The sequence below is a fragment of the Gordonia liuliyuniae genome, from assembly GCF_021738805.1.
Taxonomy (GTDB): Bacteria; Actinomycetota; Actinomycetes; order Mycobacteriales; family Mycobacteriaceae; genus Gordonia; species Gordonia liuliyuniae.
Window position 1 is genome coordinate 253,975 of record NZ_JAKKOR010000012.1, and the last position, 15,622, is coordinate 269,596.

At 67.5% G+C, this 15,622-nt stretch carries 17 protein-coding genes; 7 read left to right on the top strand and 10 right to left on the bottom strand.

Annotated elements, in window-relative coordinates; translation table 11 throughout:
* Window position 1: 1 nt before the first annotated feature.
* Together L5G33_RS17150 and L5G33_RS17155 are read right to left on the bottom strand one after the other, a co-directional pair.
* Complete coding sequence (locus L5G33_RS17150; RefSeq protein WP_236999370.1) at window positions 2-361, bottom strand: thiamine-binding protein; 360 nt, start codon at window positions 359-361, stop codon at window positions 2-4.
* Between the two features lie 5 nt (window positions 362-366).
* Complete coding sequence (locus L5G33_RS17155; protein ID WP_372476930.1) at window positions 367-1,716, bottom strand: acyltransferase; 1,350 nt, start codon at window positions 1,714-1,716, stop codon at window positions 367-369.
* 121 nt (window positions 1,717-1,837) lie between these two features.
* Here L5G33_RS17155 and L5G33_RS17160 point away from each other — a divergent pair, with 121 nt between their 5' ends.
* Complete coding sequence (locus tag L5G33_RS17160; RefSeq protein ID WP_236999371.1) at window positions 1,838-2,314, top strand: MarR family winged helix-turn-helix transcriptional regulator; 477 nt, start codon at window positions 1,838-1,840, stop codon at window positions 2,312-2,314.
* Window positions 2,315-2,478: 164 nt separating this feature from the next.
* The gene (locus tag L5G33_RS17165; RefSeq protein WP_236999372.1) at window positions 2,479-3,099 is read left to right on the top strand and encodes a heme-binding beta-barrel domain-containing protein; all 621 of its coding nucleotides are present in this window, start codon (window positions 2,479-2,481) and stop codon (window positions 3,097-3,099) included.
* Window positions 3,100-3,111: 12 nt separating this feature from the next.
* Here L5G33_RS17165 and L5G33_RS17170 read toward each other — a convergent pair whose 3' ends face one another.
* Window positions 3,112-3,603, bottom strand: a complete 492-nt coding sequence (locus tag L5G33_RS17170) for a carboxymuconolactone decarboxylase family protein (RefSeq protein WP_236999373.1) — start codon at window positions 3,601-3,603, stop codon at window positions 3,112-3,114.
* A gap of 65 nt (window positions 3,604-3,668) precedes the next feature.
* The gene (locus L5G33_RS17175; RefSeq protein WP_236999374.1) at window positions 3,669-4,796 is read right to left on the bottom strand and encodes an NAD(P)H-dependent amine dehydrogenase family protein; all 1,128 of its coding nucleotides are present in this window, start codon (window positions 4,794-4,796) and stop codon (window positions 3,669-3,671) included.
* Window positions 4,797-4,859: 63 nt separating this feature from the next.
* Here L5G33_RS17175 and L5G33_RS17180 point away from each other — a divergent pair, with 63 nt between their 5' ends.
* Both L5G33_RS17180 and L5G33_RS17185 read left to right on the top strand, forming a co-directional pair.
* Complete coding sequence (locus tag L5G33_RS17180; RefSeq protein ID WP_236999375.1) at window positions 4,860-5,438, top strand: DUF1707 SHOCT-like domain-containing protein; 579 nt, start codon at window positions 4,860-4,862, stop codon at window positions 5,436-5,438.
* A 158-nt stretch (window positions 5,439-5,596) separates the two neighbouring features.
* Entirely contained in the window at window positions 5,597-7,096 is a 1,500-nt protein-coding gene (locus L5G33_RS17185) for an NlpC/P60 family protein (RefSeq protein WP_236999376.1), read from the top strand.
* 33 nt (window positions 7,097-7,129) lie between these two features.
* Here L5G33_RS17185 and L5G33_RS17190 read toward each other — a convergent pair whose 3' ends face one another.
* Entirely contained in the window at window positions 7,130-8,791 is a 1,662-nt protein-coding gene (locus tag L5G33_RS17190; RefSeq protein WP_236999377.1) for an ABC-F family ATP-binding cassette domain-containing protein, read from the bottom strand.
* Window positions 8,792-8,797: 6 nt separating this feature from the next.
* Here L5G33_RS17190 and L5G33_RS17195 point away from each other — a divergent pair, with 6 nt between their 5' ends.
* Window positions 8,798-9,172 (top strand): HNH endonuclease, encoded by a 375-nt coding sequence (locus tag L5G33_RS17195; protein ID WP_236999378.1) that lies wholly within the window; start codon window positions 8,798-8,800, stop codon window positions 9,170-9,172.
* On the opposite strand, the gene L5G33_RS17200 is transcribed toward L5G33_RS17195, so the two are convergent.
* Complete coding sequence (locus tag L5G33_RS17200; protein WP_236999379.1) at window positions 9,138-10,589, bottom strand: MFS transporter; 1,452 nt, start codon at window positions 10,587-10,589, stop codon at window positions 9,138-9,140. The genes L5G33_RS17195 and L5G33_RS17200 overlap by 35 nt on opposite strands.
* Window positions 10,590-10,684: 95 nt before the next feature.
* Between L5G33_RS17200 and L5G33_RS17205 the strand changes: the two genes are divergently transcribed.
* Window positions 10,685-11,392 carry a TetR/AcrR family transcriptional regulator gene (locus tag L5G33_RS17205; RefSeq protein WP_236999380.1) on the top strand — a complete coding sequence of 236 codons (708 nt, stop codon included), beginning with the start codon at window positions 10,685-10,687 and terminating at the stop codon, window positions 11,390-11,392.
* A gap of 69 nt (window positions 11,393-11,461) precedes the next feature.
* On the opposite strand, the gene L5G33_RS17210 is transcribed toward L5G33_RS17205, so the two are convergent.
* From L5G33_RS17210 to L5G33_RS17225, 4 genes are all read right to left on the bottom strand, one after another.
* Window positions 11,462-12,310: a 3-hydroxybutyryl-CoA dehydrogenase gene (locus tag L5G33_RS17210; RefSeq protein WP_236999381.1), complete on the bottom strand. Its 849-nt coding sequence runs from the start codon at window positions 12,308-12,310 to the stop codon at window positions 11,462-11,464.
* Window positions 12,311-12,460: 150 nt separating this feature from the next.
* The gene (locus tag L5G33_RS17215) at window positions 12,461-13,135 is read right to left on the bottom strand and encodes a hypothetical protein (RefSeq protein WP_236999382.1); all 675 of its coding nucleotides are present in this window, start codon (window positions 13,133-13,135) and stop codon (window positions 12,461-12,463) included.
* 25 nt (window positions 13,136-13,160) lie between these two features.
* Entirely contained in the window at window positions 13,161-13,712 is a 552-nt protein-coding gene (locus tag L5G33_RS17220; RefSeq protein ID WP_236999383.1) for an isochorismatase family protein, read from the bottom strand.
* A 59-nt stretch (window positions 13,713-13,771) separates the two neighbouring features.
* Window positions 13,772-14,200 carry a MarR family winged helix-turn-helix transcriptional regulator gene (locus tag L5G33_RS17225; RefSeq protein ID WP_236999384.1) on the bottom strand — a complete coding sequence of 143 codons (429 nt, stop codon included), beginning with the start codon at window positions 14,198-14,200 and terminating at the stop codon, window positions 13,772-13,774.
* 108 nt (window positions 14,201-14,308) lie between these two features.
* Here L5G33_RS17225 and L5G33_RS17230 point away from each other — a divergent pair.
* On the top strand, window positions 14,309-15,622 hold a 1,314-nt coding region (locus tag L5G33_RS17230), incomplete at its 3' end, for an MFS transporter (protein WP_236999385.1).

The window sequence follows — 15,622 nt, forward strand, 5'->3', positions numbered from 1 at the left end:
TCTACGAGTCGTGCGCCGGGCGCTGGTCCGCGTCCTTCGCGAGCGCCTTCTCCACGCGCTCGAGTTTGCCGTCGATCTCGCCGGTGTGCCCCGGCCGAATATCGGCCTTGAGCACCAGTGATACCCGGGAACCGTAGCGGCCCACCTCGTCGGTGGCGCGCCGAACCACGTCCATCACTTCGTCCCACTCGCCTTCGATCTCCGTGAACATGGAACTCGTCCGGTTCGGCAAACCGGACTCGCGAACGATCCGGACTGCGGCGGCGACCGCTTCGTGGACACTCGCCCGATCGCCCGCAGACGACGCGACTGCGGAATCGACGGGAGGGCCGGACGGGGCGACAGAGAAGGCGACGATCACGATCCTTACCGTGCTTTCTTCTGCATCGGGGCTTTCTTCTGCATCGGGGCTTTCTTCTGCATCGGGGCCTTCTTCTGCAGCGCGGCCTTCCTCCGTAGCGGGATGCGATCGCGGGCGACAAGCCATTTGGCCGCGGGCGTACGCAACAGCAGGTCGACGGCGATCAGCGAGAGCGCCAGCACGACGATCACCAGGACCGTCGAGCGGGTGGCCGCCGACCTCGGGAACCACTCGTACAGGTCAGGAGTGAATCCGACGCGGTTGAGGATGTCGAGGATCAACGGGTGGACGGCGAACACGCCGAACGCGCGGATCGTCGCGTACGAGACCGCCCGCGCCCCCACCTTTCGGCCGCCGACGCGGAGTGCATCCCACCCCATCGCCGCCAGCCACAGCAGAACGACGCCGCTGACCAGCCACAGCAGCAACGACGGGTTCCACGGGGTGGTCGCCTGCCACGGCACCTCGCCCGGCTCGGTCATCCACAGATAGACGGCAATGCTCGCCGCGGTACCGAGGACGCACGCGCTCACGACCGAGACGACGTGGGCGCGTAACCAACTCTGCACCTGGTCGAGGTGCAGAGCGGTGAGCCCGCCGATTGCCACGAACAACGTGTACATCGGCAGTGTCTTCCACGCGTGCTCGTACACCTGATCCCATGCGGAACCGCTGGGGCGAGGCAGCCACTGGTAGATCACGAACGTCAAGATCTGAATTGCGGCCGCACCCGCCAACACCAGCCACGGGTGTCTGATCGTCCGCTCGAGGATCCACGAGATCACCGGAAAGAACAGGTAGATCTGCATGGAGATGAGCAGGAAGTAGAGCTGATACTTGCCGGTGCCTGCGACGACCGACCAGCCGAGGTCCTCGAAGAACTGGCCGACTCCCGGGAACGGATCGTCGGCGATCAACAGGTGGTCGGACACCGCGTACACGACCGTCCACACGAGGTACGGGGCGACGATCAGGCCGAATCGTCGCCGCCAGAACTGGACGGGTCTCATCGTCCGTCCGCGCATGCTGAGCACGAGGACGAACAGGGTGACCGCCACGAACCCGTAGCGCGTTACGTGCAGCAGGGTGCCGACGAGTTGCGCCGAACGCAGGACGTCCGGGCTGGTGTTGATGCCGCTGACGCTGTGCGCGATGACAACGCCTGCGAACAGCACGACGCGCACGAAGTCGGCGGTCAGCGCGCGGCCGCCCGTGCGGGGCACAGGTTTCTCGGACGTCGGTTTCTCGGACGTCGCCGGTCGTGCAGTGATTGGTGGAGCAGACGGTGCGTCGCCGACGACGGTCTGCCCTTCGCCGGTCCTCACACGCTCCGTCTCCTCGACGGTCTGCTCCACTCTCGACACCTCCGCGAGTCTTCGTTCACCCCACGACCCCGCCCCGCGCCGGAGTCTACGGACCGAACCTGGGAACGGCACACAGGAACTCCTCTGGCGCGTCGCGTGGAATACTCGCGGAATGGACGAGGACCGCCCGCGGGCGCCGATCGACGAGGTGATCGCGTTCGAGACCGCCACCCGCGATCTCGTCGGCGTCGCGTTGCGCAGCGTCGAACGACTCGACGTCTCGCTGTCCCAGTTCCGCCTGCTACTGGTCTTGTATGAGCACGGCCCGTCGAGTTCGGTCGCGTGCGCGCGAGCGCTCGGTGTCGTCGGTTCGTCGGTCACCCGCCTCGCTGATCGGCTGGATGCCTCCGGTCACCTCCTGCGCGGCGCGGATCCCGCCAACCGGAGCGCGGTGACCCTGCGGTTGACCGATGTCGGCCGCCGGGTCGTCCAGGAGGTCACCGACCGACGCAGGCGGGAGCTGTCCGAGGCCATCGGCAGCCTGGACCCGGCGGAGCGCGCGGCGTGCGCACGCGCGCTGCGGAGTCTGCACCGCTCGCTCGACGGCACGACGTCGGGCGACGAACTGCGCCGCAACCTGCCGTTCTGACACCCCGGGCGGGGGCTTCGCCTAAGCGAATCGACCGAGTGAGACCTCTCGCACGGTTCGCCTGATTCATGTCTTGCGTTATGCAACACTTGCGTTTGGAATGCCTTCTGGCCATGGCCGAAGACTCACGACCGGCCGTCCGACCTGACGATTGGAGATACCTCATGACCACCACCGCAGACGCCACCGTCGGCGAGATCCGCGGACCGCGCAAGCTCGGCCCTCTCACGCCGCTGGTCGGCGAATGGGAGGGAGATGTCGGCGTCGACCTCTCGTACCACAACGACGACGACGTCACCGACCGCACGTCGTACTTCGAAAAGGCGTCGTTCGCGCCGATCCCCATCCAGGAGAACGGCCAGCAGAAGCTGTGGGGTCTGAAGTACTCGATGACCGCGTGGCGGCACGGCGAGGAGGCGATGGACCCCTTCCACGACGAGTTCGGCTTCCTCCTCTGGGACAAGGCGAACGGTCAGGTGATGCGCAATGTCGTGTTCGGTCGCGGCATCGCGATCCTGGCGGGCAGCGACGCCGGATCGCACGACACCCAGTTGCACTTCAACGCCAAGCCCGGCGACCCGTCATACGGCATTCTGCAGAACAAGTATCTGATGGAGCGTGCTGAGATCGAGGACTTCACGAGTTCGTTCACGATCATCGACGACGAGACGATCAGCTATACATCCGATCTGGTCCTGCGCCTAGCGGCGGCGGGCGTCACGATGCACCACACCGACGAGAACACGCTGCGCCGAGTGAAGCGATTCCACCCGAGCCAGGCCTGAGGGCACCTGGCTTCAGTCAGTGGGCCCGTGGCTGGGCAGGACACACACCGCGTCGATACCCAGCACACGGTTGAGGCGGCCGAACGCCAACCACGAGCCCAGACACATCGACAGTTCGACGATCTCCCGGTCTGCGTAGGCGGCCCGCATCCGCGTCCAGAAATCGTCATCGAGTCCGTGGTGGTCGAGCGCGTACCGTTCGGCGTATTCGGCAGCCAGACGTGTGCGCTCGTCGAAAGCGTCGGTCACGCGCCACTGCTCGACCGCGGCGTCGAAGGTGTCCTCCACCTTCTGCCCGTCGCGTTCGGTACGCCAGTCCTGACAGAACAGACAACCGTTGATCTGCGCGATGCGCAGTCGCGCCGCCTCGAACTCGCGGAGTCCAAGTGTGCTGTGTTCGTAGACGCTGGTCGCCAACGTCGCGGCGGCCGGTCCGATACCGGGAACGAGCTCGCCCCACACGTATCCGATGGGGTCTTTACCGTCGGGAATGTCGATGATCACGGTCAACTCCTGGAGTCGGTGTGGGAGGTCAGGATTTCGGGGTGTCGGGGGGTCAGAGCATCGGGTCAGGGCATCGGGGGTGGGGTTCGGAGGTAGACGGAGGGCGTGAGCGGAACCTCGAGTCCGTCGTACAGTCCCGGTTCGGCGTCGCGAAGCCAGGGAATCGCGTTGACGATGCGGTCGGCCGCGGTCGCATTGCCACCCGCCGACCGGTTGCCGTCCTCGTCGGTCGCCTCGACGTTGATCTCGATGCGCGGACGGCCCTCGATGACGACGCGGTGTGCCCCGTCGCCGCCTGCCGGCGGGGCCGGCCAGTCGGGCGCGACATCGGCGACGATGCGGGTGACGTGCTCGATGACGATCAGCGCCCGACCGTCGACGACGCCCTGCACTTCGAATCGCAACGCTCCCTGCATCCCCTCGCCGAAGTCGCCGAGGGCGGTGGTGACCTGTTCGGTCAACGGCTGTCGATCGACCACTTCGCGGATCTCGTCGAGTCGAACGCCGAGCGCCCGCGCGATGAGGCGGATCTGCCCGCCCCAGACCATCGTCGGCACCCCTGCCCCGACCATCGGGGGCTCGTAGTCCATCGGCTGCCCCATGCCGACGAGGTAGCGGACGGAATCCTCGGCGTCGTAGGTGGAGTAGTCGAAGATCTCCTGACACCGAATCTGCTCGACACGCGCGCCGAGCCCGCTGACGAGAACCGGAAGCAGATCGTTGCCCCACCCGGGGTCGATCCCGCTGACGAACAGTGCCGATCGGCCGGCGGCGCACGCCTGCTCGACGGGATCCCGCACTTCCGGTGGTGCGCTGTGATGGTCATAGAGCGCGTACACCGAGGTGCTGACGACGACGGCGCCTGCGGCGAGCGCTCGAACGATGTCGGCGACCGCCTCGTCCGGCCGCAGTTCGCCCGACGCCGCGTACACGAGCGCGCCCCCGCCGCCGAGGCTCGCGAGGGCTGCGTCGACGTCGCGGGTGGCACGCACTCCGAGGTCGCCTGCGACACCGACGGGGAGGTCGGCGAGCCGCCCCGCGTCACACCCCACCTTCGACTCCGACGCGACTATCACGGCTGCGAGGGCGAGATCGGGATGCGCGTGGACGGCCCGGATCGCCGCTCGGCCGACGTTCCCCGTACCCCACACGACGACCGGGATCGGCGAGTGACACACGTTACAGTCCACCATGGTCTGAGCGTAGCCGCCAGTCACGCCGACGGGCGCGCGTTCTACTCCTTTAGGGTGAGACACATGAGCGCCAGTGACGACGACGTCCGAGTCGGGACCCCCGAACGAGAACGCGCCATCGGCTTTCTCAACGACGCGTTCTCAACCGGATACCTCGACATCCCCGAGTTCGAGGAACGCTCGGGCATCGTCTACGGCGCACGTACCCGCGGCGACCTGCGAGGGGTGGTCGCGGACCTTCCCAACGCCGCGATGCTGTTCCCCGACGCGCCGGCCGCGACCGGCGTCCCTGCAGCGCCGACTGCCCCGACCACGTTGAGCTCCGACTGGGAGACTGTGCGCCGCAAGGGTTCCTGGCAAGTCCCGCCGAGACTGATCCTCACCGGGTCGATGGGCACGTTCGACCTCGACTTCCGGCAAGCCGTGTTCACGACGCCGACAATCGAGATCGAGGTCCAGGTCTCGGCGACCAACGTCAAGCTGCGTCTGGGACCCGACCACGAGGTCCGCGCCGACGAGGTGGTGAAGTCCGGCTGGTCGAGCACGAAGGACAAGGCAGGCCCACCGGCCCGGCCGGGCGGCCCGATCGTCGTCGTACGCGGTTCGCTGGCGGCGGCGTCCGGGCTGATCATCAAGCGGTAGCGCGCTCCCCTCGGCAAGCCGGATCGACATTCCAGGCTGCCGCAGAATTACACATCTGTTATTAACGCTCCCAGGTTTCCCAACGCGTCACTGTGACGTACGGTGCAGAAGACGACTCGTGTTGCGAGGGGGACGAATGTTAAGGGAGTTCACGGCAGATGCGAGTTGATTCCGGTGCGCGATGGTTTGCGCGCGGTTGCGCGACGGGTGCAGTGGCCCTGGCCGCAACGCTCGCCGCCGGACCCGCGATCGCCGAACCGACCAAGGCCAACCCGGTCGCGTCGTTGATCAATCAGATCGCCGACGTCGACCAGACGTTGACGAACCTGTCGGACGCGGTCGCGACCAGACAGGGCGATGTGAACAAGTCGCTCGTCGACTTCCAGAACGCGGTGGCCGCCCGGCAGTTAGCGGTCGAAGCGAACAGCGGCGCGAAGTCGTCGCTGGCTAAGGTCGGCGGCGAGGTCGAACGCGCCCAACGCGACTTCGACGCATTCGTGCGATCCGTCTACCGCGAAGGCGGCAGCCGGGGCGCCATGACGAAGTACGTGGCGTCCGACGACCCGGACAAGGTTCTCGAGCAGATGTCGGCCGTCGACCGGGTCACCAGCCAGCAGCAGCGAGTGATCCGCAAACTCCAGGTCGCACGCAACCAGCAGGCCAACCGGGTCGCCGCCACCGAGGTGACCAAGCGACAGACCGTCGCGACCGCTCGGGACGCGGAGTCGCGGCGCGACGACGCCGTCGCCGCGTACCGCGCTGCCCAGGCGGCGATGCGCGATCAACAGACCAAGCGCACGGACCTCCTCGAGCAACGCGACTCGCTCGCGACCCGGCTCGCGAAACTGCGCGGCAAGCCCGCTGCCACCGCGCCGGAGCGCGGCGAGCAGCGGCAGCAGCCGGCCGTCCCCGGAGTGCCGAAGGAGGTGACCGACGGGCTCGAGCGCGCAGTCGACGCGATTCCCGCCAAGCCCGTCGAAGGCGACGATGCGCTGGCTCAGGCCGCGGAGGCAGCCGCGACACTGGCCACCGACACCGGACAGGCACTGCTCGCAAGTCTCGTCGGACAGCAGCAGATCCCGCACTCGAAACTTCTCGACGAGATCGGGATCGGCGGGACCAGCCCGTTCGAGCAGGGGGACAACAACACGTTCACCCGCCTCGGCAACGGGTCGTTGGGCTCGCTGTTCGGTGGACAGGGCGGCGCTCCCGGTGCGATCCGCCCCGGGCTGCGCGGGCCGCAGGCGATCGAGGTCGTCGTCAACCGGATGAAGTCTCAGCTGGGCGTCCCCTACTCGTGGGGCGGCGGCGACGCGAACGGACCGACGCTCGGGGTGCGCGACGGCGGCGTCGCCGACAGCTACGGCGACTACCAGAAGGTGGGTTTCGACTGCTCAGGCCTGATGGTCTACGGCTTCGCCGGGGTCGGCATCGACCTGCCGAAGTACTCGGGTTACCAATACACAGCGGGCCCACAGGTCCCGTTGTCGGAGGCCAAGCGCGGCGACATGATCTTCTACGGCCCCGGCGGCACCACGCACGTGGCCCTGGTCCTCGGCGACGGCACCATGCTCGAAGCCCCCTACTCGGGTTCGGCGGTCAAGATCTCCCCGATGCGCACCGCGGGCGCCGAGCCGATGGTCGTCCGTATGCTGTGAGTCTCGGCGACCCGCCCCGAGTCCACTCCCCGGTCATAGCTGGCTGACTCGTCCGGCCTCCACACGCCAACGTTGATCGACATCGACGTTCGCGAGCATCCGTCGATCGTGCGTCACCAACAGGAGTGCGCCGTCGTACGACGCCAATGCCGACTCGAGCTGTTCGATGGCGGCTAAGTCGAGGTGGTTGGTCGGCTCGTCGAGCACCAGGACGTTGGTCCCCTGTGCCTGCAGCAGCGCGAGGGCTGCGCGTGTGCGCTCCCCCGGCGACAGATCGTCGACCGCGCGGTCGACGTGGTCGGCGCGCAGACCGAACTTGGCGAGCAGGGTGCGGACGTCGGCGGTCGTGAACTCCGACACGAGTCGCTCGAACCGTTCGGCGAGCGGATCCGCGCCGGAGAACAGTCCGCGAGCCTGATCGATCTCCCCGATCGCCACGCTCGCACCGAGCTGCGCGGTGCCCTCGTCCGGGGTGATCTGCCCGAGGAGCATCCGCAGCAGCGTCGACTTCCCCGCACCGTTCGGTCCGGTGATCCCGATCCGCTCGCCCGCATCGACCTGCAGTGACACCGGCCCCAGAACGAAGTCACCCTGACGCACCACCGCCTCGTTGAGGGTCGACACGACCGAGCTCGATCGCGGCGCCGACCCGATCGTGAACTCGAGCACCCACTCCTTGCGTGGTTCGACGACCTCCTCCAGTCGGGCGATGCGACTCTCCATCTGACGCACCTTCTGCGCCTGCTTCTCGCTCGACTCGGACGCCGCCCGGCGACGGACCTTGTCGTTGTCGGGGTTCTTGCGCATCGCGTTGCGCACCCCCTGGCTCGACCATTCGCGTTGCGTGCGGGCACGAGCGACGAGGTCGGCTTTACGGTCGGCGTACTCCTCGTACTCGTCGCGCCGGTGCTTGCGGGCGACTGCGCGCTCGTGAAGATAGCTGTCGTAACCGCCACCGAAGACCGTGTTCGTATGCTGCGCGAGATCCAATTCGAGGACACGGGTCACACTGCGCGCCAAGAACTCTCGATCATGACTGACGAGCACCACGCCGCCGCGCATCCCGCTGACGATGTCTTCGAGGCGATCGAGCCCGTCCAGGTCGAGGTCATTCGTCGGCTCGTCGAGCAGGACGACGTCGAACCGCGAGCACAGCAGCGCGGCCAGACCGACGCGCGCCGCCTGGCCGCCGGACAGCCCGGTCATCAACGCCGATTCCGGCGCCACGACACCGGGGACGAACCCGAGGCCCGCGAGCACCTCCGGCAGCCGCTCGTCGAGGTCGGCCGCACCGGTCGCCAACCAGTGGTCCAGTGCCGCTGCGTACACGTCGTTCGGATCTTCGGGGCCTGCCGCATCCGGCTCGGCCAGCGCCGCGGCCGCATCGTCCATCGCCCGCTCCGCCGCCGCGCACCCGGTCCGGCGGGCGACGTACTGTCCGACGGTCTCCCCCGGCACTCGCTCGTGCTCCTGCGGAAGCCAGCCGACGAACGCGTCCGACGGCGACCGCGACACCGTGCCTGCCAGCGGTGCCAGCTCGCCGGCCAGGATGCGCAGCAACGTCGACTTCCCCGCGCCGTTCGCGCCGACGACGCCGACCACGTCGCCCGGCGCGACAGTCAAGTCCAGGTGATCGAACAGGACGCGGTGCGCGTACCCGCCGGAGACGTCCTTCGCGACGAGCGTTGCGGTCATGCACATATGGTTGCACTCGTGCCCCCACGTCCTCGCGCCGCCCGCTATGCCCGACGCCGCAAGACCCGGATGGCCGCCCGCACACACGACCTCACCGACGAGCAGTGGATGTCGCTGCAGGACGCGTGGGGCGGGTGCGCCTACTGCGCGGCGCCGGGTCCCGGCCTGCAGAAGGACTGCATGCAACCCATCTCGCGCGGCGGCCGGTACACGCTTGAGAACGTCGTCCCCGCATGTCGGTCGTGCAACGCGAGCAAATGCAACACCGAGCTGACGACGTGGATGCGACGCAAGAAGCACAACGAACGCCTGTTCCTCGAACGACACGTGTTGATCGTGCGGGAGCTCACTGGTGCTCGTCGGTCTCCCGAGAGTCCGTGAGCGTCGACGCTCCCCACAGTGCGATCACGCCGACGACAACGGCGAGGACCGCGTAGGCGATCCGCTCGCCGTGGAAGAACGACTCGACGAGGTCGCCGCTCCAGACGCCCGCGGGCAGACTCGTCGTGACCAGCGCCGCGATGAGGGTGCCGACGACCGCCGTTCCGACGCTCGTCCCGACCTCCTGCGCAGTGTCGTTGAGCGCGGCGCCCATCGACGTGCGGTTCTCCTCCATCGCGCCGATCAGCGCCACTGCGCCGATGATCATCACCGTGCGCAGACCGATCGTCAGGGTGACCATGAACACCGCGATCGCGAGGTAGCCGTGACCGACGCCCCACGCGAGGCCCGCCATCGAGCCGCCGAGAAGCACCGCACCGATCACGCACGCGAACCGGTGTCCGAACCTCTTCACGAGGTGTTCGGAGACGGGCGTGCCCAGGACCATCGTGAGGATCAACGGAAGGTTGGCGAGTCCGGCCTTCATCGGGCTCCAGCCGTACGCATACTGGAAGTGCAGGATCAGTCCGAACATCACCCCGGCCATCGCGATCGACGTCGCGATCTGGGCGATGGCGGCGCCGCGCACCGTGCCGTCGGCGAAGATCCGCAGGTCGAGCATCGGTTGTGGAGTGCGGAGTTCGCGCCAGATGAAGAGCCCGAGCGCGAGAACCGATCCGGCTGCGGCCCCCATCGTCGACGCCGAGACCCAGCCGTGGTCGATTCCCGAGGTCAGCGTGTAGCAGCCGAGTCCGATGGCCAGAATGCTCAACACCGCCGCAGGCAGGTCGAGTCGATCATCGGTCAGATCGTCGGTGTGGTCGGGTTGCACGCCGACCCGGACCCCGACCCACGCGATGAGCGCGATCGGCGCGTTCACCAGCAGCAGCCATTCCCAACCGACGTGCGCGAGCATCGTGCCGCCCAACACGGGCCCGAGGACAAATCCGCTCATGCCGACGACGATCATCACCGTCATCGCACGCATGCGGAGCGCAGTATCGCTGAAGAGCCGGAAGACGAGCGAGTTGGTGATCGGCGCCATCGCGGCCGCCGCCACGCCGAGCGCGGCCCGCACTGCGATCAACTCCCCCGTCGACGACACCGCCAGGACCGCGAGACTGATCGCGCCGAACGCGACAAGACCGACCAGAAGGACGCGCCGTCGCCCGAAACGGTCGGCGATCGACCCGGCGGTCAGTAGCAGTCCGCCGAAGGTCAGCGAGTATGCGCCGGTCACCCATTGCAGGGCAGTCGTGCCGCTGCCGAGGTCGCGGCCGATGGTCGGCAGCGCGATCGTCAGCAGCGTGTTGTCGACCATCTCCACGAAGAAGGCCAGACACAGCGCGAACATCGGAATCCACGCGGCACGCAGGGAGGTATACGTGCGGGTCGAGGTCTGCACGGTGGTAGCCATGGGATCCCCTCTCTCTCTATCGAACAGCGTTCGGTTATCGAACGATGTTCCATAGACTAGAACGATGTTCGATAGAGTGCAAGGAGGAGGTTTCGATGACACCGCGAACAGCACAGGCGGCACCGCGCCACGGCAGGCGCCGCGCATCGCATTCGATGGCGACCGTGATCGGCGAGACCGTCGCACTGCTCGACGAGTCCGGCGAGACCGCGCTGACGTTCCGCGCACTCGCCGCCCGACTCGGCGGCGGGGTGGCGAGCATCTATTGGTATGTCGACAACAAGGACGAACTGCTCGACCGCGCGACCGACCACATCCTCGGCGAGGTCGTCGACCAGACCGACGGGTTCGCCGACACCGACGATCCGATCACCGATCTGCGCGCCGTCGCGATCGCCTTGTTCGCGGCCGTCGTCGAACGGCCGTGGTTAGGTCAATACCTGATGCGCGACAACGGAACTCAGCCGAACGGCATGCGCATGTACGAGACACTTGGTCGGCACGTGATGCGGTTGGGCCTCAGCCCGCGCGACACCTTCCACGGGGTGTCCGCGGTGCTCGGATTCGTCATCGGCACCGCGACCGACCTGGGCCAACAGGTGCCGGCAGAGGTGCGCAACGGAACCGTCTCCGGCGAGGAGCTCATCGCGCGCGCCGCCGACCAGTGGCGCTCCCTCGACCCCGACGAGCATCCGTTCGTCCACTACATCGTCGACGAGTTCGCGGCACATGACGACGCGGACCAGTTCCGCGCGGGCCTGGACCTCGTACTGGCCGGGCTCCGCCTGCAGGCCGACGCGTGAAATGATTTCGGCACTTTCTTTCGGCGTGACGCCGAAAGAAAGTGCCGAAGTTCTGTCAGAGGATCAGTTCTAGCTGTAGTCGTAGAACCCGCGGCCGCTCTTGCGTCCGAGGCGGCCCGCGTCGACCATGCGGCGCAGGAGCGCGGGCGGCGCGAAATGCGGCTCGGCGAACTCGGCGTACAGCGACTCGGCGGCAGCGAGACAGATGTCGAGACCGACTGTGTCGCAGAGGGTCAGCGGGCCCATCGGGTAGCCGCAGCCGCCCTTCATCGCTGCGTCGATGTCTTCGGCGGTCGCGTACCCCGAGTCGTACATGCGAATGGCCTGGCAGAGGTACGGGATGAGGAGAGCGTTGACGATGAAACCCGACCGGTCGCCCGCCTGGACCGTGGTCTTGCCGAGCACGTCGCCCGCGTAGGCGGTGACGGCGGCAGCGGTTTCGTCCGAGGTCAGCAGGGTCGAGATGATCTCGACGAGCGGCATCACCGGGACCGGGTTGAAGAAGTGGACGCCGACCACACGCTCGGGCCGCTTGGTCTCGGCGGCGATCTTGATGACCGGGATCGACGACGTGTTGGTCGCGAGAACGGTCTCGGGCTTCACGACCTCGTCGAGCTTGGCGAAGATATCGTGCTTGATGGACTCGACCTCGGGGGCGGCCTCGATGACCAGTTCGCGGTCGGCGAACTCGGCGACGTCGAGCGTGACCCGGACGCGCGCGATGGCGGCGTCGGCGTCCTCCTGCGAGATCTTGCCCTTGGTCACACCTCGGCTGATGGACTTGGTGATCCGTGCGTTCGCCGCATCGGCGAACTCCTGCTTGGTCTCCAGGACGAGCACGTCGCTCCCGGCCTTGGCACACACTTCTGCGATACCGGCACCCATGGTGCCGCCACCGATCACGCCGATGAGGTTCACTCTCACTCCAAATCAACACGGGCCACCGGCAACGGGCGGCCGAATTTCGGTTGTCGCCTCATAGGTTAGTTGCTGCGTCGGTGGACTAGCGCCGCCGGTGCGCGATAGTGACGGCCGTCGCGAGGATCAACGACCTGTCGACGTGAGCAATCAGCTCAGGGGGTAGTCGTAGCGGGAGGTCGGCACGACATCTATGTTCTTCTCTGCTCCGATCCGACTGACGCTCGCGAGCATCGCGGTGATGCGACGGTTCAGCTCGTCTCGGTCGCCGCCGCTGCCGTAGAAGGCGTGGACGTCGGAGATCGCCTCCATCGGGAAGAGTTCTTCGACGATCGCGACGACACCGGTCGGGTCGTCGGTCAGCGGCTCGGCGACGATGTTCTGGTAGTAGCCGAACGTCGCCTGCGTGTCGATCGCGACCGGGGTGTGGTCGTCGAGCCAGCGGCGTCGCCATTCGTCGTACGCCAGGTCGTCGGGGCGGCGGAGGAAGGCGACATTGGCGAGCGCGTCGACCCGCTCCCCGACGGGCAGGTCAGGGTCGAGAGGGGCGCGCAGCGCGGTCCGCCACGCCTGCACGGTTCCGGCCACGCCGCCGAGCGCCGCGAGCACATCGGCGCTGTCGCCGCCGGTGACGGCGACGACCGCCTCGATCGGCTGTTCGAAGTGGTTCATCGCGAGTCCGCCACGAGCGTCGTCGTCGCAGACGTTCACCTGAAGTCGGGTCGCACCGAGTGCGGCCAGGGCCGCGTGGAGGCGTTCACCGCGCAGGGCGTCGGCGTCGACGTCCCAGAGCGCCGCGATCAGTCGCATCGGAAGTCCGGTCATGCTCGTAATCGTAGGTCGCGGCGCGTCAGCCGTGGAGTTTCGCGCCGATGTCGGCGGTGGTCGTCACTTCGCCGAGCTTGGGGAAGATCGTGGCGACCGAGAAGTCGTGCGCGGCCGGAAGCGAATCGGTCATCGCGTCTTCGACGAGGACCACGTGATAGCCGAGCTCGTAGGCGCTGCGGGCGGTCGACTCGACGCCGATCGACGTCGAGATGCCGGTCATGACGATCTGGGTGACGCCGAGTTCGCGGAGTCGTGCGTCGAGATCGGTGTTCGTGAACGCACCCCAGGCGCGTTTGGTGATCCTGATGTCTGCGGCGTCGGATCCGAGCGCTGCGTCGATCACGATGTCTGCCGCAGCGAACTCCGCGGTGCTCGTGCCCGCATCCGTGCGGCCCGGCGGACGGGTCGCGACGTTCACCAGTACCACCGGCCGGCCCGCGGCACGGAAGTCGGCGGCGAGCGCCGCCGCGTTCGTCACGGTCGGGCGCGCGGCGTCACCGAGCATGCCGACGATGTTGCGTTGAAGGTCGATGACGACCAGTGCGGAGTTCTCATCGATCTGGGTAAGCGGCATCAGGGCTCCTGTCGTTCGCAGTTGTCGTCGTTCGCGGTTGTCGTTGTTCGCGGTTGTCGTCATTCGGCAAGCCGGGCCAGCAGCGGCAACGCTGCGTCGACCGTCTCGCGTTCGGCGTCGGTGAGTCGTTCGGCGACGGCCTGGGTGAGCCACTCCTCACGGGTGCGGCGCGTTCCGTCGACGAATGCGCGGCCGGCCGCCGACAGCGAGAGGAGTTGCCGGCGACCGTCGTTCGGGTCGGGAGCGCGGTCGACGAAGCCCCGGCCGACGAGTACGGCGACGGTGGCGGCCATCGACTGCGGGCGCACCCGCTCGGCCGCGGCGAGGTCGCTCGACGACGCGTCGGCGCCTACGAGACGACTGAGCACGGAGGTCTGCGACGGCGTGAGCTCGTCTAACTGGGAGACTTCGCGGAATCGTCGTCGGAGGCGGCTGAACACGACTCTGATCTCGCCAGCCGTGGTCCTCGCGTGGTCCCGGTTCGCCATAATCTTCAGTCTAGGCTGAACGATTGCTGTGGGCGGGCGGATGCAACGTTTCCGCCACCGTGATTGTTTACCTGTGCGGGGTCACGCCGCGTTCCTAACATCACCGCGGTGACTGTCACCGAACCCCACGAGACCTCTGTCCCGGCGGCGACTGCGCCCGTTGGCCCCGCGCCCGACAGTCGGCGTCTGCGCAATGTGGTCCTCGCCAGCATGCTCGGCACCACGGTGGAATGGTACGACTTCTTCCTGTACGCGACGGCGGCCAGCATCGTGTTCAACGACGTCTTCTACCCCGACACGAGTGCGTTCGTCGGCACGATGCTCGCGTTCGCGACGTTCGCGGTCGGGTTCGTGATGCGTCCGGTCGGCGGCATGGTCTTCGGCCACATCGGCGACCGGATCGGACGGAAACGCACGCTCGCGCTGACGATGGTGACGATGGGGGTCGCGACGGCCCTGATGGGTGTGCTGCCGTCATTCGCGCAGATCGGTGTCGCCGCACCGATCCTGCTGCTCGTGCTGCGCATCGTGCAGGGCTTCGCGCTGGGCGGTGAATGGGCCGGCGCAGTCCTGCTCGCCGTGGAGCATTCGCCCGCACGTCGCCGCGGACTGTTCGGTTCCATCCCGCAGGTGGGTCTCGCGGTGGGCCTGGCGCTCGGCACCCTCGTGTTCGCGGGACTTCAGACGGTGTTCGACGAGGACGCGTTCATCGCGTACGGGTGGCGTATCGCGTTCCTGATCAGCATCGTGCTGGTCGTGATCGGCTTCGTCGTACGACTGAAGGTCGAGGAGACTCCCGAGTTCACCGAGGTCGACCGGCTGGCGAAGAAGTCGTCCGCTCCGCTGAAAGAGGTCGTCCTTCCGCCGCACACCCGCAATACGATTCTCGGCCTGCTGGCGCGGTGGGGTGAAGGCGCCGCGTTCAACACGTGGGGTGTCTTTGCGATCACGTACGCGACCGGCACCCTCGACATGCCGAAGGTTCCGGTCCTGGTCTCGGTGGGCATCGCCGCGATCGTGATGGCTCTCCTGCTGCCGCTGTCGGGAGTCCTCGCCGACCGGCACGGCCCGAAACGGGTGTACCTCACCGGGATCGCCGCGTACGGCGTCCTCGTCTACCCGGCGTTCGCGTTGTTCGGCAGCGGGAACCTCGTGTGGTTCACGGTCGCCCTCGTCGTGGTGTTCGGTGTGGTACACGCCTGGTTCTACGGCGCGCAGGGCACGTTCTTCGCCAGCCTGTACCCGACCAGAGTCCGCTACACCGGGCTGTCGGTGGTGTACCAGTTCTCGGGGATCTGGGCCTCGGGCCTCACCCCGCTGATCCTGACCGCGCTCCTCGGCGCCGCGCACGGCTCCCCGTGGCTCGCGTGCGGGTACCTGGTCGCGACGTCGGCGATCAGTGTCGGGGGGGGGGGGGGGGGG